Source organism: Clostridium weizhouense (assembly GCF_019431045.1).
GTDB lineage: Bacteria > Bacillota > Clostridia > Clostridiales > Clostridiaceae > Clostridium > Clostridium weizhouense.
Window position 1 is genome coordinate 113453 of sequence record NZ_JAHXPT010000001.1, and the last position, 18808, is coordinate 132260.

Annotated in this window: 21 protein-coding genes; all 21 read right to left on the bottom strand. The window is 27.3% G+C overall.

Annotated features, from left to right (window positions below; genetic code table 11):
• Position 1: 1 nt before the first annotated feature.
• On the bottom strand, positions 2–1489 hold the full coding sequence (gene fliD, locus KYD98_RS00580; protein WP_219777644.1) for a flagellar filament capping protein FliD: 1488 nt from the start codon (positions 1487–1489) through the stop codon (positions 2–4).
• 536 nt (positions 1490–2025) lie between these two features.
• Positions 2026–2352 (bottom strand): flagellar protein FliT, encoded by a 327-nt coding sequence (locus tag KYD98_RS00585; RefSeq protein WP_219777645.1) that lies wholly within the window; start codon positions 2350–2352, stop codon positions 2026–2028.
• Between the two features lie 3 nt (positions 2353–2355).
• Positions 2356–3876 (bottom strand): flagellar filament capping protein FliD, encoded by a 1521-nt coding sequence (fliD, locus tag KYD98_RS00590; protein ID WP_219777646.1) that lies wholly within the window; start codon positions 3874–3876, stop codon positions 2356–2358.
• A gap of 320 nt (positions 3877–4196) precedes the next feature.
• The gene (fliS, locus tag KYD98_RS00595) at positions 4197–4574 is read right to left on the bottom strand and encodes a flagellar export chaperone FliS (RefSeq protein ID WP_219777647.1); all 378 of its coding nucleotides are present in this window, start codon (positions 4572–4574) and stop codon (positions 4197–4199) included.
• Positions 4575–4586: 12 nt separating this feature from the next.
• Positions 4587–4874, bottom strand: a complete 288-nt coding sequence (locus KYD98_RS00600; RefSeq protein WP_219777648.1) for a hypothetical protein — start codon at positions 4872–4874, stop codon at positions 4587–4589.
• Between the two features lie 22 nt (positions 4875–4896).
• The gene (locus KYD98_RS00605; RefSeq protein WP_219777649.1) at positions 4897–5229 is read right to left on the bottom strand and encodes a flagellar protein FlaG; all 333 of its coding nucleotides are present in this window, start codon (positions 5227–5229) and stop codon (positions 4897–4899) included.
• 330 nt (positions 5230–5559) lie between these two features.
• Positions 5560–5778, bottom strand: coding sequence for a carbon storage regulator CsrA (gene csrA, locus KYD98_RS00610; RefSeq protein WP_219777650.1), 219 nt, complete (start codon positions 5776–5778; stop codon positions 5560–5562).
• Between the two features lie 6 nt (positions 5779–5784).
• On the bottom strand, positions 5785–6213 hold the full coding sequence (gene fliW / locus KYD98_RS00615) for a flagellar assembly protein FliW (RefSeq protein ID WP_219777651.1): 429 nt from the start codon (positions 6211–6213) through the stop codon (positions 5785–5787).
• A 13-nt stretch (positions 6214–6226) separates the two neighbouring features.
• The gene (gene flgL / locus KYD98_RS00620; protein WP_219777652.1) at positions 6227–7201 is read right to left on the bottom strand and encodes a flagellar hook-associated protein FlgL; all 975 of its coding nucleotides are present in this window, start codon (positions 7199–7201) and stop codon (positions 6227–6229) included.
• A 49-nt stretch (positions 7202–7250) separates the two neighbouring features.
• Complete coding sequence (gene flgK, locus KYD98_RS00625; protein WP_219777653.1) at positions 7251–9092, bottom strand: flagellar hook-associated protein FlgK; 1842 nt, start codon at positions 9090–9092, stop codon at positions 7251–7253.
• A gap of 437 nt (positions 9093–9529) precedes the next feature.
• Entirely contained in the window at positions 9530–9940 is a 411-nt protein-coding gene (locus KYD98_RS00630) for a flagellar protein FlgN (RefSeq protein ID WP_219777654.1), read from the bottom strand.
• A 4-nt stretch (positions 9941–9944) separates the two neighbouring features.
• Positions 9945–10226 carry a flagellar biosynthesis anti-sigma factor FlgM gene (gene flgM, locus KYD98_RS00635; protein ID WP_219777655.1) on the bottom strand — a complete coding sequence of 94 codons (282 nt, stop codon included), beginning with the start codon at positions 10224–10226 and terminating at the stop codon, positions 9945–9947.
• Between the two features lie 503 nt (positions 10227–10729).
• The gene (gene fliY / locus KYD98_RS00640) at positions 10730–11911 is read right to left on the bottom strand and encodes a flagellar motor switch phosphatase FliY (protein ID WP_219777656.1); all 1182 of its coding nucleotides are present in this window, start codon (positions 11909–11911) and stop codon (positions 10730–10732) included.
• Positions 11904–12899, bottom strand: a complete 996-nt coding sequence (gene fliM, locus KYD98_RS00645; protein ID WP_219777657.1) for a flagellar motor switch protein FliM — start codon at positions 12897–12899, stop codon at positions 11904–11906. The genes fliY and fliM overlap by 8 nt, the downstream gene beginning before the upstream one ends.
• A 21-nt stretch (positions 12900–12920) precedes the next feature.
• On the bottom strand, positions 12921–13316 hold the full coding sequence (locus KYD98_RS00650) for a chemotaxis protein CheW (RefSeq protein WP_219777658.1): 396 nt from the start codon (positions 13314–13316) through the stop codon (positions 12921–12923).
• A gap of 26 nt (positions 13317–13342) precedes the next feature.
• Positions 13343–13702 carry a response regulator gene (locus KYD98_RS00655; RefSeq protein ID WP_219777659.1) on the bottom strand — a complete coding sequence of 120 codons (360 nt, stop codon included), beginning with the start codon at positions 13700–13702 and terminating at the stop codon, positions 13343–13345.
• 19 nt (positions 13703–13721) lie between these two features.
• Complete coding sequence (locus KYD98_RS00660; protein WP_219777660.1) at positions 13722–14321, bottom strand: chemotaxis protein CheC; 600 nt, start codon at positions 14319–14321, stop codon at positions 13722–13724.
• A 24-nt stretch (positions 14322–14345) separates the two neighbouring features.
• Positions 14346–16397, bottom strand: coding sequence for a chemotaxis protein CheA (locus KYD98_RS00665; RefSeq protein WP_219777661.1), 2052 nt, complete (start codon positions 16395–16397; stop codon positions 14346–14348).
• Positions 16398–16410: 13 nt separating this feature from the next.
• Positions 16411–17178 carry a CheR family methyltransferase gene (locus KYD98_RS00670; RefSeq protein WP_219777662.1) on the bottom strand — a complete coding sequence of 256 codons (768 nt, stop codon included), beginning with the start codon at positions 17176–17178 and terminating at the stop codon, positions 16411–16413.
• A 9-nt stretch (positions 17179–17187) separates the two neighbouring features.
• Complete coding sequence (locus KYD98_RS00675) at positions 17188–18303, bottom strand: protein-glutamate methylesterase/protein-glutamine glutaminase (protein ID WP_219777663.1); 1116 nt, start codon at positions 18301–18303, stop codon at positions 17188–17190.
• Between the two features lie 13 nt (positions 18304–18316).
• On the bottom strand, positions 18317–18805 hold the full coding sequence (locus KYD98_RS00680) for a chemotaxis protein CheD (protein ID WP_219777664.1): 489 nt from the start codon (positions 18803–18805) through the stop codon (positions 18317–18319).
• Positions 18806–18808 lie beyond the last annotated feature (3 nt).

An 18808-nucleotide genomic window follows, 5' to 3' on the forward strand; every position in this document is an offset into this window, starting at 1 on the left:
CCTAGCCCAATCCTAATTGTGACATTAAATTAGATTGTTGTGAATTAAGTTTATTCATCATCTTTTCAAGAGTTGCAAATTTTGAATATAAAGCTTGTTCTCTTCTAGAAAAATTTGTTTGCATATCTTTAATTTTCTTTTCATAATCTGTCATACTTTTACTAAGTTCATTAGTTGAAAATGTAGAAGTTCCTTCAAAACCTGCTTTCTTTAAAAGAGGTGAACTACTACTTTTCATAAATTCAGTATCTATAGTGTCTTTTAATTGATGTAATATTCCTCTTTGGCTCTTATCAGTTGAATCTGAATTTCCTATAAATAAATTCATTACATCTTCTGTATTATTTTCTAAAGCTTGAGTTAATTTCTCTTCATCAATTGTAAATGTTCCATTTAAATTCCCTGAATAATCCTTTACAGGGTTTATACCTACTTTTTCAAGATTTAATCCACTGTCACTCATCAAGCTTCTCATAGTTTCTTTCATAGCACTAGCTATCCTTGTAACATCTGAATCTCTATATAATTGACCTTTTTCAACTCTTTCATTCCAAAGTTTAACTTCAGTTTCTGACATTTCTTTCTTTTGATCTGCTGTAAGCGGTAGATAAGTTCTATCATGTTTAGTAGTTACAGTTGTGTTTAACTTTTCTATAAGTTTATTATAATCATTTACAAATGCTACAACCTTATCCTTTAAATCTTTAGAATCAGTTTTTGCTGTTAATGTAACTCCTGTACATTCTTGATTAAAATTAAATGTAATACCATCTACTGTTACTGTGTTATTTCCTGATATATTATCTGGTGCTGTTCCATACTTTATTTCACCATTTGATCCTTTTATGGTTGCTATTAGATCTTTTCCTGCTGAAGTAAGATTTATTCCTCCACTAGTAGTTACACTAAATTCATTTTTTTCAGCTCCAACCATTGATCCTGTTGTCTTACTCTCAAATACTATTCCTCCTGATATTTCACTGTACTTAGCTGTTATACCAATTGTTTTATTTGATAGTTCTTTATTTATTCTATCAACCAAAAGTTTAGGATTATTTTTTTCTGTATCCGTTATAGCTGTTATATTCGCTTCTGTGGTTCCAACGGTTATTTTAAGATCTTCCCCTGTTATAATATCACCATTTTTCAAACTCGTTGTTGCTTTTGTTGCTAATTGAGTTACATCAATAGTATAATTATCTCTTATAGCTCCACCATTAGCTTTTGCAGTTACAGCACTTTCATTACTTGATGTAAATCCAATTGCTGACCAATTTGACTGTCTTAACAAACTGTCACTTTTAAGCACATCTAAATTCTTACTAAAAAACTCTCTACTATCTTTTATTATATCTCTATATAGCTTTTGCTTAATTTCCACAACATCTTTTTTTTGAGTAGTTTGATCAATTTTAATTTGATATGGCTTCATTGATTCTTTAATTACATTATCCATATCCATACCTGTGGCTAATCCTGTAATTCTCATTTTTTTCACTCCTCTTTTGTTTTTTATATAATAATATGAATCCATTATTTTTAATAATATAATAGATGCTTATTAGGTATAACTAGCATTTTTATTTCCGTTTAATATTTATAAATTAAAACAAGAATTATATTTCACTTCTAAAACTTTATTTTTTCTATTGCATATTATATCTATTTTATTTATATTACTGAATAAATATTTATTACTTCTATTTTCGTATCTCTTTATTTATTTCTTTATAATTATATTTTTATTTTTTAAAGGTAATTTTAGGATAATATATCATTCCAATTTTCAAAATGTCTATTATTATAAAAATCAGTATTATTTTTAATAAAAAGTAAAGTTTAAAAAATATATTTAATAAATAATAGAATATTTTAAATTTACTTCAAAACAAAAAACATTACTGGAAATATTTATCATTTCCAGTAATGTTTTTTAACCAATAAATCTATTTCAATTTTAAAGCTACATAAAATTATCTATATTATGCTTTTAATATACCGTATTCAATACATTTATGACTATCTTTAAGTACGTGTTGAAAAAAAATTAGTAATTCTATTAGTATTAGCATATATTAAATTAGCTTGTTTTTGATTTGACATTTTTTTCAATTCCTCTTTTACTGATAACATCTTGTTTCTTAATGTTTCTTCTAATTCTTTATCTAAAATATCTAATTTATTTTCTTTATATATTTTCTTAATTTCACTTTTTTCTAAATTCAAAGAAAGTATCTTCTTTATAATTTCTTCTCTTTTTTCAAACAAGGTAATATCTTCTCTATCTTCTTTTATAGAATTTAGAATTTCTATGTTTATTTCTTTATATTCATTAAAAATATCCATACTCATAAATTAGTTCATTCCTAATTGTGACATTAAATTAGATTGTTGTGAATTAAGTTTATTCATCATTTTTTCAAGAGTTGCAAATTTTGAATACATAGCTTGTTCTCTTCTAGAAAAATCTTTTTGCATATCTTTTATTTTCTTTTCATAATTTGATAAACTTTTTGTAAGTTCATTAGTTACAGATGTAGTAGTTCCTTCAAAACCAGCCTTTTTTAAAAGAGGAGAACTAGTACTTCTTTTAAATTCTATATCTATAGTTTCTTTCAATTTGAATAATATACCTACTTTATCTTTTTCTTCTGAGTTTAAATCTTTTAATTCCTTGCCATTCGGTATAGGGTTATTAAATAACTTCATAACATCTTCTGTATTATTTTCTAATGCCGTTGAAAGTTTATCCTCATCTATTGTAAATGTTCCATTTAAATTACCTGAATAATCCTTAACAGGTTTTATTCCTACTTTTTCAAGGTTCAACCCAGTATCTTTCATTAACGTTCTCATAGAATCTTTCATAGCACTAGCTATTCTTGTAATATCAGAATCCCTATATAATTGACCTTTTTCAACTCTTTCATTCCAAAGCTTAACTTCATTTTCTGACATATCTTTCTTTTGCTCTGCTGTAAGAGGATTATAACTTCTATCATGCTTAGTCGTTACAGTTTTATTCAATTTTTCTATATACTTATTATAATCATTTACAAATGCTACAATCTTGTCCTTTAAAGCTTTAGAATCAGTTTTTCCTGTTAATATAACTGAAGTGTCAACACCATCTTTTTTTGTTACCTTATTGAAATTAAATGTAATTCCATCTAGCATTACAGAATTACTTCCTGACACCTTATCAGGAGCTGTTCCATACTTTATTTCACCATTCGAACCTTTTATTGTTGCTTTTAAATCTGTTCCTATTCCAGAGAAAGGTTTACTATCACATTCCACAACAAACTTATTATCCTTATCTCCAACCTTTGAACCTATTTCTTTACTTTCAAATACTAAGCCACCTGAAATTTCACTATATTTTACAATAATATCTTTTTTATTATCTGATAAAACTTTATTAATTCTATCAACTAAAAGACTTGGAGTCTTCAGTTGATCATCTGTAATAGAATCAATAAGGGGTGTACCATCTATAGAAATACTCTTACCTAATTTTATATCATCCATCTTTACTACTGCAGTTGCTTTCGCTGCTAATTGTTCTACACTAACTGTATAATTATCCTTTATAGCTCCACCATTAGCTTTTGCAGTTACAGCATTTTCATCACTTGATGAAAAGCTAACCGCCGACCAATTTGATGTTTTTAATAAACTATCACTTTTACCTATATCCAGATATTTATCAAAAAAATCTCTACTCTCCTTTATAATATCTCTATATAGCTTTTGCTTAATTTCCACAACATCTTTCTTTTGAGTAGTTTGATCAATTTTAACTCTATAAGGCTTCATAGATTCTTTAATTACATTATCTATATCCATACCTGTAGCTAATCCTGTAATTCTCATTTTATTCTTCACTCCTTCTAAATTTTTTGTATAAATAAAATAGCCTATTTAATTTTATATAAACATCACTATAATATTTGTATTTTTATTCTTATATTCTATAAATTATCTATTATATACATTTTTATCTTTTATAAGCATAATATCCCATTACTATTTTCGTACTTTTCTTTATTTTCTTTACATATATTTTTAATAAAATAGCAAAATAAAGCATCTATTATCATTTACTATTTCAATGATAATAGATGCTTTATTTTTATAATTATGCTTTTATTTTACACTAATATAGACAAACTTAAAATAAGAATTCTATTTTATTATGCATTTTTACATTTTTTCTCTGCTGCATACCATATATCTCTTACTTCTTCAATAAGAGGTATAACTTGATCTATAACTTCTACATCTTTTTTGATATTTGCTTCAAATAATTTATCATTTATAAATCCATAAACATTGAACATTTGAACAGCCCATTCACCTGCGCTTGTATCAATTGTAGCTCTTAATTCAGTAAATATATCTTCTGTTCTTATTATATTGTCATGAGCTTTTTTTACATTTCTATCCACTATAGCTTGTCTTGCTATTTTAGAAAATTTAACTGCTCCATCAACTAACATTAATAACAATTGATCCTTTGATGCATAAGTAACACTATTATTTTTGTAAGCATTATATCCGTTAGAATACATTCGTATATCCTCCTATTTTTTAGTATCTACTATTCTACCTTTATTTTGTAACTCAAAATTTGGTTCTAATTTCTCTGCTTCAATACTTAATGTTTTATTCTCTATTTTAATACCATCTATTGTTATATATCTTCTTTTCTTTAATTTTTTTAATTTTTTATTATTCTTCTCTTTATTTTCGTCTTCTTTTATATCTTTCTTTATATCTATATTATTATTTTCATGAATCTTATCTACCTTAATTTCTTCATGTAACTTATCTCTAAGGTCAGTATCAACTTTGTTTAATCTAAACTCCATATCCCTCTATCCCCCTTAGATACTATGCTTTCTTATCAATCAAACCAAATTGTTTGCACATACCAGCTATCATATCTAATATTTTTTTTGGAGGTATTTCCATAATAACATCTTTAGTGGTATCATCTACTATTTTTATCATTATTGTTCCTAAATCCTTATGAACAGAATACTCTGCATGTGCCTTTTCATCTTCCAAGAATTTGTTTAATTTAACAAGTGCTTTATCTAATTCTTCTTTATTTAAAGATTCATTTTTATCAATTTCTTTTATATTTATATCACTATTTAAATTACTATCTATTCTATAAGGAATATTAGTTGCATTGCCCTGTCCTATAATATTAATATCCATATAATTCCTCCTGAATTTAGAATTATCTCTAACAATTCGATAATATTACTTTTTTACCTAATTTAAATAAATTTATTTTACTTTTTAATTAGTCTATGTTTTAAAATAGTAGACTTTTTAAATTCTATAATATAATTCTTTTATTATTTAATATATTTCAATTAAGTTATTATATTTATAATCTTTTATAGAGAATTATATATTTAATCATAATATAAAAACTATGATTTTATGTTGTATCTTAATATTAACATAATTTTAAAACATAGACTAGAATTTTGTCTTTTGTAAAATATACTACTTTTTTTAGATTGTTTTTTAATAGTGATTTTATTTTTTCTTTATATTTTTTAATAAGTCAATATTGACATTCATAGCCTTTTTATTCTCTTCTTGTACTGCTTCATATAATTCTTTTCTAAGTATAGTTAATTCTTTCGGAGCATTTATTCCTAGTTTTACACTTCCATCATCCAATTTAGAAACAGTTATTTCTATATCTTCTCCAATCATTAATGATTCGCCTTTTTTTCTACTTATGATTAACACTTATAATCACTCCTTTATCAAAGGATGTTTTATTGCATAATCTTCATTATTTAATATTATTTGTTTACCTAATCTATTAGAAATATTCATAATAATTGGAGCTCTTAAATTAGTCGTAATTTTTTTAGGATCAGAATTCAACGTTACTGTTGTTAATAACATAACATCTTTTGATTCTTTTATATCTAATTCCTTAATTATATTTTGTGATAAATCAACTTCATATTTATCACAAAAATCAAACGGAGAAACTACTACCAACCCAACTTTATCATCTTCTAGTGATTGCAGTAATTTAAAAGGCTCCATTCCTTTCAAATCTACCACTATAAACTTTCTTAGATCTTCATCAAAGCCTGGAATACTTTTTAAAAAATCAACTATATTTTTTTCATCATATTCAATTTCTCCATGTATTTTAGAATGAAAAATCATATTTCAGTGCCTCCTATCTTAAATAATCTAATATTGTTGAGGGAAGTACCTTAGCACTTGTTTGAAGCGCTGCCATATATATTGTTTGCATTACTGAATATTCCATCATTTTTTCCGTAAAGTCTATATCTTCCGTTTTTGATAAAATATCTGTCATATTTAAATTTTCATCTTCATTTTTAGATTGAGCTGACTCCATTCTATTAGTCATAGCTCCAACTTCTGATCTATTTTGTAGTAAATTATTTATTATATTATCTACTTCACCTAAACATTCACCAGTAATTAAACTTTTATCTCCAGTTGATCCAAGATTATCTATAATCTTATTTAGTGTAGTCATAATATTAGTACCATTTCCCTCAAGTATATCTTTTGCTGTTTTATTATAATTTATCAATACTCCCTGAGATACTTCAACGTTTAAATCTGCTTCAATTTGGTCTAACGCAACTTGTTTAGTTGGATCTAATGCTGTGCCATCTGGTTTGGTTTCAATTTTATTTCCATCTTTGTCTGCGTAGCAAATTTTCCCATTAGAATCTACCATAACAGGCTTAGATGTACTTTTACTTCCTCCAAATATATAAGCTCCATCAAAGTTAGTATTTAATACTTGAGCTAATTCATTTACTTTTTCTTTAATTTCATCTTGAATTGCTCTTCTTTCATCTTGTCCATAAGCTCCATTACCTGCTGTAACTAATAATTCTCTTACTCTTGCAAACATATTTCCAGCCTGATTTAATGCCGTATCAGTTGTATCTAACCAATTTGATATATCTTTTATATTTTCATTATATTGCTTATTAGCTGAAATTTCACTATGTAATTGCATACTTCTAGATACTTTATATGGATTATCTGATGGTCTACTGATTTCTTTACCTGAAGATAACTGATTTTGTAAAGATTGCATATTATTTAAATTTCTCTTCATATTGCTCATATAATTCGAAGATAACATACTATTTGTTATTCTTTGCATATTGTTCACACTCCTAATATTCTCATTTAAACTCTTTTATTTTGTTAATCTATCTTTTTAATCCGTTTATTACTACGTCTAATAATTCGTCTACTGTTGAGATTATTTTTGCATTTGCACTATATGCATGTTGAAATTGTATTAAATTTGTCATTTCTTCATCTAATGACACACCTGAAACAGATAATCTTTGCATTTTTAAATCTTGAAGTATTTTATCTTGATTTATTGAATTTCTGCTAGCAGCCTCTGCTTGTACACCTAATGTATTTATTACATCTTTATAATAAGCCGCTACACTTGTACCCTCTTTACTTCCTTGTAAGGTTATATTATTTGCTCCATTAAAACTAATGCCTGCTTCTGCAAAAAAGCTTGTTCTATCTTTAACATCAGTAATACTAGACATATTCATTTTTAATGTCCTAATACTTGCAATTGCTAAAGCTCTTTCTCCAGCTCTTTCTCCTGACTCTGAAGTAGATCCACAATTTAATTTTGATACATCTTCTAATAAATTCTTATTAAGTGTTATATTTTTAGATGTAATTCCATCATCATTTGTACCATTTGTAAACACAAGTTCATATCCATTATTGTTAGTTCCATCTGAACTTCCTGTTTGAATAGCATTTACTGAATATGCAAGCCCAGAAGCTATTTGATCTAATTTAACCATATATTCTTTAATATTTTTTTGTACTCCTTGATTACCAGCAATTTCACCTTTTATTTGTCTATCATTAACACTATTTGTATCTGGATCATTTTCATATACCTTAAATATTGCAGTTTTTATTTCATCTGATTTTATAGTATCTCCATCATTTAATGTTACTTGACTATAATGATACGTTTTAGGATCAGTTGGTGGAGTGATTTCAGCTCCTTTTTGTCTTATAGTAACATCTCCATTTTTATCTGCTATTAAAACTCTATTTTGCATTAAAGAATCTGATATTGTTTTAGCATCTTCCTTATTCGTGCAATTAATTGTAACTGTCTTTGGTTCTGAATTTAAATTTCCTAAAGTGTGATATTTAAGTTCAATTGTATAATTACCACTACTCTCCTTTATTTCAGCACTTTTAACATAAGAAAGTCTAGTATAATTTTCGTCTGTTGGGCTTGAATTAACTAAATTATTAATTGGATTATTTTTACTTTGAAAACCTTCTGCTTTAACATCAAGAGTTTCTCTTTCTTTTCTATCTATAGTTATACCAAATTTAGAACTTAATTGATCTAATAAGTTATCTCTAGAATCCATTAAATCATTAGGAGTTTGTCCAACTGCACACACACCAGCAATTTGTTTATTTAAATCATTTATTTGATCTAAAAGAGTATTAACATCTTTAATATTCATTTGTAGTAATTCTTGTGCATCAGTTACTTGTTTTTCTAATTGTGTAGTTGTATAATTCAAAGCATTTGCTAATGCTGATGCTTTTTGAAGAGCTACTGTTCTAGCTGATGATTTTTCAGGAGTTTTTGATAGTTCTTGAAATGAATCAAAAAACTCTCCTAGTAGTTGCTGTATTCCTGAATCAGATGGTTCGCCGAATATACTTTCTACTTGATATAAAAATTTATCTTGAACTTCAAAATTCCCACTTTTACCCAATTCATTTCTTACTTGATAATCTATAAAAGAATCTCTAATTCTTTGTATTGATGATATTTCTGCACCCGTCCCTACTTGACCAACAGTACAAGTATCAAATCTTGACATCCCTCCAAAAGGTCTTGTAGTGCTTGATACTGCTCTTTGTCTCGAAAACCCTTCAGTATTTGCATTTGCAATATTATGTGAAGTCGTATTTATCGCACCTTGTTGAACATTTAATCCTCTTTTGGCTATTGTAAATGTATCAAATAGTCCTGCCATTTATAAATCCTACCTTTCCCCTCTACTAATATTTTTTTGCATATTAGTAGCTATCTTATTTCTATACTTTAAAAATTCTTATTAATCTTATTTATTAATTAAGGCACATAAAATAATAAATCAAAGTATCATTGTTTATTTTGTATCAAACAAAGGAGTAAATTTAGTTAACAAGAACTATTAACCCCATTTCCTTATGTAGTATCACACAAAATATACGAGCATACTGGTTTATTTTTTTGAATGTGCCTAATATATATGTTCTAATCGATTTAATGTTTATATAATTAGAATCTATATATCATAAATTTTCTATATAATTCCTTACCCTATTAGTAAGTAATAACATTTATATTAATTAAAAAACTTTATTTGAATTTATATAATTAATTTAAATAAGATAAGAGACTTTAATTATTAATCTATTATTTATATATTTATTTTCTTAAATTTCCATAAGAATTATAAGTTTTAATTTCTCTGTTTGGATTCATTATATTTAACATTTGATTATTAAATATAATTTGTTGTTTTAATAACATATCATTTGTTTCCTTTTGTAATGTAAGTTCTTTTAGTGTATTTTGTATTTTATTATATACTATATTCAAATTTTGATTTTTAGCTTCACTTACAAGTTTTCTCATACTTTCTTTTCCAATTAATTTTCTTCTATTAACCTCTTCTGCTGCAATTTGTTTATTGCATTCATTCATTTTATCAACTAATCCTTCTAATCCAAATACATCTTTATCCATTATCATTTTATACTGTAACTTTAATAAATTCATAAGTTCTTTTAAAGCTAAATCTTCACATTCTATTATTCTCGTAAGTTCATTTATCATAATTTTACTTACTCTCCTTTATAGAATTTAATATACTCCTTGCAGTTAAATTAGCATCTACTGAATATGTTCCATTTTCAATTTTTTCTTTAATTTCTTCTATTCTTTTACTATTATCTATAGAAATATCTAGTGAATAATCCTTAATAGACTTTCCTAGTGAAGAAATCTCTATTCTATCTCTTCTTTGAATTTGATTAATCTTCTCATTATTATTTAAACTCTTACTTGAATTCACATTATATATATTTGCTATAGAGTGTGAGTTGATTCTATTAATACTCATATATCTCTCCTCCAATTTTTACTATCTGTTTTGCTATCTGTTTTTATTATCGGTTATTTATATATTAAGTTTAGTCATTTAAAGCAATTTAATACCTTTTTATTATTAAAATATTCTTAAGAAAATATATAAGCTTAATCTTTCAATAATCATATACCTATATATTTTTATATTACTATTCACCTAATATTTTACAAGAAAATTATACTTAAATAAATATAAAAATAAAATTTAAACTCAAAAATAGAGATATGATAAAACTATTTTTACTAAATTATAGTAATATTAATCTTCTCATATCTCTATTAAGGCAGATAAAATAAATAATAGAAGAGCTTTTACTGGTTTATTATTTTTTTAATTCGCCTAAAATATTTTATTAAATTGAAATATTAGAATTTTTATAATTTAAATGTAGATATAAATAGAGATATGCTTTTAGTATCTATTACTTAAATACCAAATAAAGCTTATCTCTATTTATATTTACTCTATTTATTATTTTATCTTAATGATCTTATTCTTTCAGCACTACTTGCTATACTAGTTATTCTTACTCCAAAATTTTCATCAACTACAACTACTTCACCATAGGCTATTTTCTTTCCATTAACCAATATTTCAACTGGTTCTTCAGCAAGTTTATCTAATTCTATTAAGGATCCAGTACTTAAATTCAAAATATCCTTTATATTCTTTTTAGTTCTGCCTAAAACTACTGATATATCTAATGGAACATCTAATATTAAATCTATATTTTTAGGTGATTGTGAAACTTCACTTTGACCTAATGGTTCAAACGTTGCTGAATGCACTTCCACTGGTTGTTGTTTTACTTTTGGTGCTTCTACAATTGTCTTTTCATACATTTGGTGTGTTGAAGCCTCCCTGCTTTCTTGTTTTTTATCTGAACTGTTCTCTTTCGTAACAGCTACTTGCGGTTGTTCAACATATGTAGATTGCGAAGATTGGGATTTATCTTCTTCCTCTTCTTGACCCATCATTATTGATACAATTTTTTTAGCAGTTTTCATAGGTAAAATTTGCATTATATTACTATCTACAAGATCTCCTATAATTAGTCTAAAAGAAACTCTAACAATTTCCTCATCTTCTAATAAAGTTTCTGTAATAGGCTCTGCTTTTTCTTTCCATAACTTTGATGTTGGTGGAGATATATCTACCTTTCTTGCAAACATAGTAGCCATAGATGTAGCTGCTGAACCTATCATTTGATTCATAGCTTCTTGTACAGCACTTACTTCAAGTTCAGATAACTCTGGATTCTCTGGAACCTCACCATTTCCTCCCATCATAAGATTAGCTATTACTGCCGCATCATCTGTTTTCATAACTAATATGTTTCTTCCGACTATACCTGCTGTATATTCAACATCTAGAACAATATTTGGTGTTTCAAAAGAATCTTTTGTCTCTTTTAATGTTGTCAAAGAAACTACAGGTGTTGTTATGTTTACATTTTGATTAATTATTTGATAAAGCGCTGTAGATGCTGAGCCCATTGATATATTTCCAATTTCCCCCAACAAATCTTTTTCAATATCTGTCAACTCTATCACTTCACTTGCTTTACTAGCTGTTGGTGATTCTTGTGCATCTTTATTATCAAGTTCTCCTGCTAGAAGTGCGTTTATTTCATCTTGTGATAGAAAACTATTACTCATACTCTTTCACTTCCTTGTCTATTATATCTAAAATAGCAACACCCATATTTTTCCCTGTTATACCAGGTTTAGCATAATAGCAATCTTCATTCCCTACATATACCTTAATCGGTGATGAACTCTTATTATCGAGTTTAATAACATCTCCTTCAGATAACTTTAGGAAATCATCTACTATTAAGTGTGTACATCCTAATTCTGCTACAATTTCAATATCAACCTTTTGTATAGCCTCTTCTACTTTAACTCTTGATTCAGCTCTTAATCCTTCATCATCATTTTGGAACCAATATTGTACTACTAATTTATCTAGTACTTTTTCTATACTTAAATATGGAATACACATATTCATAAAGGTGCTATGTTCTCCAAACTCTACTGAGAATGTAATAAGTGCTACAGGTTCATTAGGTGCTAATGTTTGGTTTATTGCTGGATTAGTTTCTATTCCCTCAACTTCTGGATTAACATCTAAAATATCTTCCCATGCTAATTTTAAGTTGCTTATCATTCCTGTTGTAATTTGTTTTACTATATTTTTATCAATCTCAGAAAATTCCTTACTTTCTACTTTTCTATCTCCACTACCCCCAAGCAAAATATCTATTATTTGAAATGACAATTGAGGATTTGTTTCAAATATTACTGTCCCTATTAAAGGGGGCATTTTAAACATTGTGATGATAGTAGGGTTTTGTACGGAATGTATAAATTCCTCATAGGTTATCTGTTCTACAGTTTCTATTCTAACTTTAACATTCTTTCTTATTTGCCCTGTTAAGTAATTAGAAATTATTCTCGCAAAATTATCATGAATTAACTCAAGAGTTCTTATATGATCTTTTGAGAACTTTTGCGGACTCTTAAAGTCATAAAGTTTTACCTTATGCTTTTCTTCTTCTTTGGGTACAGCTTCTGGCTCCAATTCCCCTGTAGATAAGGCAGATAACAAGGCATCTATTTCACTTTGTGATAAAACATCTGCCATTCTTTATCCCTCATTTCACTATTAATTTAATAACTTATCAATATTTATTATTGTTAAAAGTTTATCATTATAATCAACTATGCCCTTTATATAATCAGGACCATTTCCATCTTCTAATTTTTGTATGTTTTTTTCATCTATATCTAATACTTCATCAACTTCATCAACTGATATTCCAATTTCTTCATCCTTAACAGTCAAAATTATTATGTTGTTTTGCTCAGTACTCGAATTAACGTTTAATAATAAATTTATGTCTACAAGGGATTTTATACTTCCTCTTAAATTTATTAATCCCTTAATATAACTAGGTGCTTTAGGAACTCTTGTAATTCCCATCATATCATTAATACTTTGAACTCTCTCAGTTTCTACTGCAAAATGTTCATTTCCTAACTTAAATACTACTATTTGCATTTAGTACACCCCCACATACTTGAAATTTAACCAAGTACTTTTTTAATTGCTTCCAATACTCTATCTGCTTGGAATGGTTTTACAATAAAATCTTTTGCACCAGCTCTTATCGCATCCATAACCATTGATTGTTGACCCATAGCTGAACACATTATTATTTTTGCATTTGGATCAAATGCTCTTATTTGCTTTACAGCTTCAATTCCATCTAAATCTGGCATTGTAATATCCATAGTAACTACATCCGGTTTTTCTTTCTTATACATTTCTACAGCAATTGCACCATTACTTGCTTCTCCAACTATTTCAAAATCATTCTTTTCTAATATGTCCTTTATCATCATTCTCATGAATGCTGCATCATCTACAATTAAAACTTTAGCCATTTAAATCTTACCTCCAAAATTAATTTACTCCAATTGATTTTAATATTTTTTCTAAAGAGCCTGGCATAGGCACATAGTAAAAATGTGCTCCAATCTCCTCTTGAGTATCATCTAAGAAAATTGTCTCTATGTCAAGTATATTTTCATCATATTGACAAGATTCTGCAAATGTTGTGGTTAATATAGCACTTAACATGTCATATGCAACTGCAGGCACTGACGGGATAATATGCATATTGGTAAACTTTGCTATAGCATTCATATAAGACGCTGCAACTATATTAGCTATCTCACATAACACTGATTTTCCAAGTTCACTTGTAATATCTTCTTGCTTTCCTAGTAATTTTTCTATAATATGCTTAGCTCTATCACCATCAAAAAGTAAAAGAATATTTCCTGCTATATCTCCAAGTGCTCTTACAACAATGCCAGCCACTTCTTCTTCACTATTTAATTCAATAACATCTTCAAGCCTTACAATATTTACTGCCGGTACTGTCATATCTATTTTTTGCGACATCATCATTGAAAGAGAGGTTGCTGCATTTCCAGCTCCAATATTAGATACTTCTTTTAAAGCATCTAACTGCATACTATTGAAATTAGTATATCCCATTTTCTACCTCCTTTAAAATTATACTTATAATAACGCACCTACATCCAATATCAATGTAACTAATCCATTTCCTAATATTGTAGCTCCGATATATTGGTCTAATCCTTTTAATGTTTCCCCTAATGGTTTAATTACTATTTCTTGCTGTCCCAATAACGAATCTACTAATAGACCTATAGTTTTATCTCCTACATTGACTATTATAACAAATTTTTTATCAGTTTCACCAGCTTCTATATCTAGAGTTTCGTTTAATCTTACTAATGGAATAACATTATCTCTATAAATAATAACTTCTCTTCCATTACTTGTCTTTATATTTTCTTCTTTATAATCTATTACTCTATCTATAAAGCCTAATGAAATAGCAAGTGTTTCTTCTCCTACTTTTACAAGTAATGCTTGTATTATTTGTAATGTTAAAGGAAGTTTTATTACAAATGTTGATCCTTCCCCTTCTTTACTTAGTACATCAACAGTACCACCTAATGCTGAAATTTTTGTTTTAACAACATCCATTCCAACACCTCTACCTGATATGTCAGTTACTACTTCATTAGTACTAAATCCTTGAGCAAATATTAAATTCTTAATATCATTATCTGATAATCCATCTGTACTTATACCTTTTTGTTCTGCTTTAGCTTTTACTTTTTCAACATTTATTCCAGCACCATCATCTATGACTTTAATTAATGCTTTTGTTCCTTCTTGATATGCAACTAATTTTACTGTACCAACTGGATTCTTTCCTGCTGCTATTCTTTCCTCTTTAGATTCAATTCCATGATCCGCAGCATTCCTTAATAAATGAATTAATGGCTCTCCAATTTCATCGATAACAGTTCTATCTAATTCTGTTTCTGCACCTTCTATGATAAAATTAATTTCTTTGTTTAATTCTATTGAAACATCTCTTATCATTCTTGGGAATCTATTAAATACTGTATCTAAAGGTAACATTCTGATTTTCATTACTAAGTCTTGAAGATCAGAAGTAGTTCTTCCAACTTGTTCTAATGTTTCATTTAATTCTTGTGATTTATGATCAATAACTATTTGTTCAAGTCTTGTTCTGTAAATAACAAGTTCTGATACCATATTCATCAAATTATCTATTCTAACCAAATCAACCCTTACTGATTGATGTGCTTTTTTAGAATCTTTTTTTACAGAATTTGATTTTTTTATTTTATTTTCAGCAACTGGTTTGTTTTGAGAAGCAATATCAGAATTTGAAGTTTTATCTTGAGTTTCTTTACTAACTTTATCTTGAACTTCTTTAGGCTCAATTTCGTCAGTATTAACTTCTATTATTGATACTTCAACATTATCAACTTCTGAAATTCCATTAACTAAAGTACTTATCTCCTCAATAGAATCATGAGTCACTAATATAAAACTTAATTCTAAATCAAACTCTTCATTTTCAATTTCTTCAGTTGAAGGATTTGATTTTAATATTTCTCCATGATCTTCAAGATCTTTAACTATTAAAAAAGCTCTTGCTGATTTTAATAAGGTATTCTCACTTAATTTAACTTTTATCTCAATAACATTATAAGACTTTTCTTTTGCTTGTTTAATTACTGATAAATCATATTGATTTAATTTAAATTCTGAGTTACTATCATTTAATTCACTTTCTGCATTATCAGATGAAACTTCTGCATCATCTTCTTGACTTTCATTTTTTCCTTCTATAGCTATATGCTCTAAAGATTCGATTATGTCGTCTATTTCAACTTTATCTTCTATTCCTGATTGTATATTATCAATCATTTTTTCTAATGTGTCTAAACAGTCAAATAAAACAGTTACAACTTTTTGTGTTACTCTTAAATCGCCATCTCTAAATTTAGCTAATACATCTTCCATCTTATGAGTTAATTCAGCAACATCTGTAAATCCCATTGTTGCTGCCATACCTTTAATTGTATGAGCTACTCTAAATATCTCATTAACTTTATCAATATCCTCTGGAGTCTGTTCTAAATCTAAAAGTGACTCATTTAGTGTTTGAAGATTATCTAAAGATTCTTCTAAAAACATAGTCATATATTGAGATGTATCCATAATATTATCCCCCCTATAATTTTTTGTAAATAAAGGTAGCTGCTTTTTCGAAGCCATATTCTTTATAATTATAAATACTTTCTGTAGCTCCTACAAATAAAAGTCCACCTTTTTTTAATGAATTACTAAATTTTTTATAAATTTCAGCCTTAGTATCATTATTAAAATAAATAACAACATTTCTACAAACTATCAAATCAAAATTATTATCATATCTATCTAAAATTAAATCATGCTTTCTAAATGTAACCATAGACTTAATTTTATTATTTATATAATATTTATCGCCCTTAATCTCAAAATATTTACTTAATTCATTATTTTTAACATTTTTCATTTCATTATTAGTATATTCCCCAATTTTAGCCTTAGATAAAATAGTATTATCAATATCTGTTGCAATAATTGTATGTCTTCCATTTGGAGCTATTTTATTTAAAATCATTCCAAGAGTATATGGTTCACACCCAATCGAACATGCTGCACTCCAAATTTTTAAATTCGGATTATTAGGTAATAATTCTGTAAGTAATTTTTTTTCTAAATCATCAAATAATTCAGGGTTTCTAAAAAACTCTGTTACATTTATCGTAATAAAATCTAAAAACTTTTGCTTTTGCTCTGGATTAGATTTTATTGCTTTTGCATATTCATCTAATGATTTTATTCCTACCCTACTCATTAAACTATCTATTCTTCTATTAAGTTGATCAGGTTTGTACGCAGATAAATTTATTCCTAGTTCTTTATGAACCCATTTATGAAAATCATTAAAATTCATAATAGCCTCCTAACATTTTTTTACAATTTTAGTTATTTGTTCTGCTATATTATTAAGGGGCAAAACTAAATCCACTTTTCCAGTTTCAAAAGCTGCTTTTGGCATACCATAAATAGTACAAGTTGATTCATCTTCTGATATTGTAATTCCACCATAATCTTTTATGTTACTTGTACCTTGGGCTCCATCTCGGCCCATTCCTGTTAAAACTGCTGATACTAAATTTCCTCTATAAACTTTTATAGCTGAGTCGAAAAGTTTATCTACTGCTGGTCTAACTCCCCATATTGCTGGTTCCTCATTTAGATGTATTTTTCCATCTGTTCCAACAGTCATATGATATCCACCTTTTGCAACATAAATTGTATTACTTAAAATTTTCATTCCTTCATCAGCTTCTACAACTTTAACATTACAAAGCTTATCTAATCTTTCTGCAAAAGCTTTAGTAAACCCTTGTGGCATGTGTTGTACAACAAAGATAGGTACTCCTATATTTGATGGAAATTTAGTTAATACCTGTTGAAGAGCTTTAGGACCACCTGTAGATGCACCTATAACAATCGCTTCAATCTTTTTATTATTTATATTTAGTGAATTAGTATGCTCAATTTTTTTCAATTTATTTGTTTTACTATCATTTGATAGATTAGTTAACTTAGTTGAAGAGGTTTTAGAATCAAAAACAGTCTTAGATTTTGGTGTGTTAAAAATAATCTTTTTCTTTATTGCAATATTCCTAATTTTTTCTATAAGACTATCCTGAATCTTTTTAATGTCTAATGAGATACTCCCAGAAGGTTTAGCTATGAAATCAATTGCTCCATTTTCTAAACATTCCATAGTTTTTTCTGATCCTTGAGATGTTAAACTACTTAACATAATTACTGAATAATTTCCAGATTTTTTTTGTAACTCTTTAAGTGTGGTTAATCCATCCATTTGAGGCATTTCTAAATCTAGTGTTATAATGTCTGGATTATATTGATCTATTTTTTCAACAAGCTCTTTTCCATTTCTAAATTTAGCTACAACATCAAAATCTTCCTGTTCTTGTATCATTTCTGATATTAATTTTCTCATAAAAGCTGAATCATCAACAACAATAACTTTTATTTTATTCAAATTACTCACCTCTTTACAATTCAACTATCCCTATACCAACAATTTTAAGTGTAACTTTACCATCTGAAGCATCAACAATCATTGTTCTTCCTTTATTTCCTCCAACCTGTTCTGCTATTATAGGAATTCTTATATCACTTAATGATTTTTTTACGGCTTCTGCATTTCTTTTTCCTATATCTCCAACCATACTTTTATCAGAAAAATTAAACATAGACGCCCCACCAGCAATTTTGGCTACTAAGTTTCTTCTTTTGCAACCTTTATCTTCCATTTTCTTTATTAATAAAGGAATAGCCAGATCTGCAAACTTCATTGGGTTTGTTACATTTTTAAACTGAGTACTATCTGGAAGCATTATATGAGATAGTCCTGCTAATTTCATATTCTTGTCATATAATGCTATTCCTATACATGAACCTAAACCTATGGTCATGATTTTACCTGGTGAAAATACCAAATTTAAATCTGCTATTCCAACTTTTACTTCTGTACTCTCCATTTT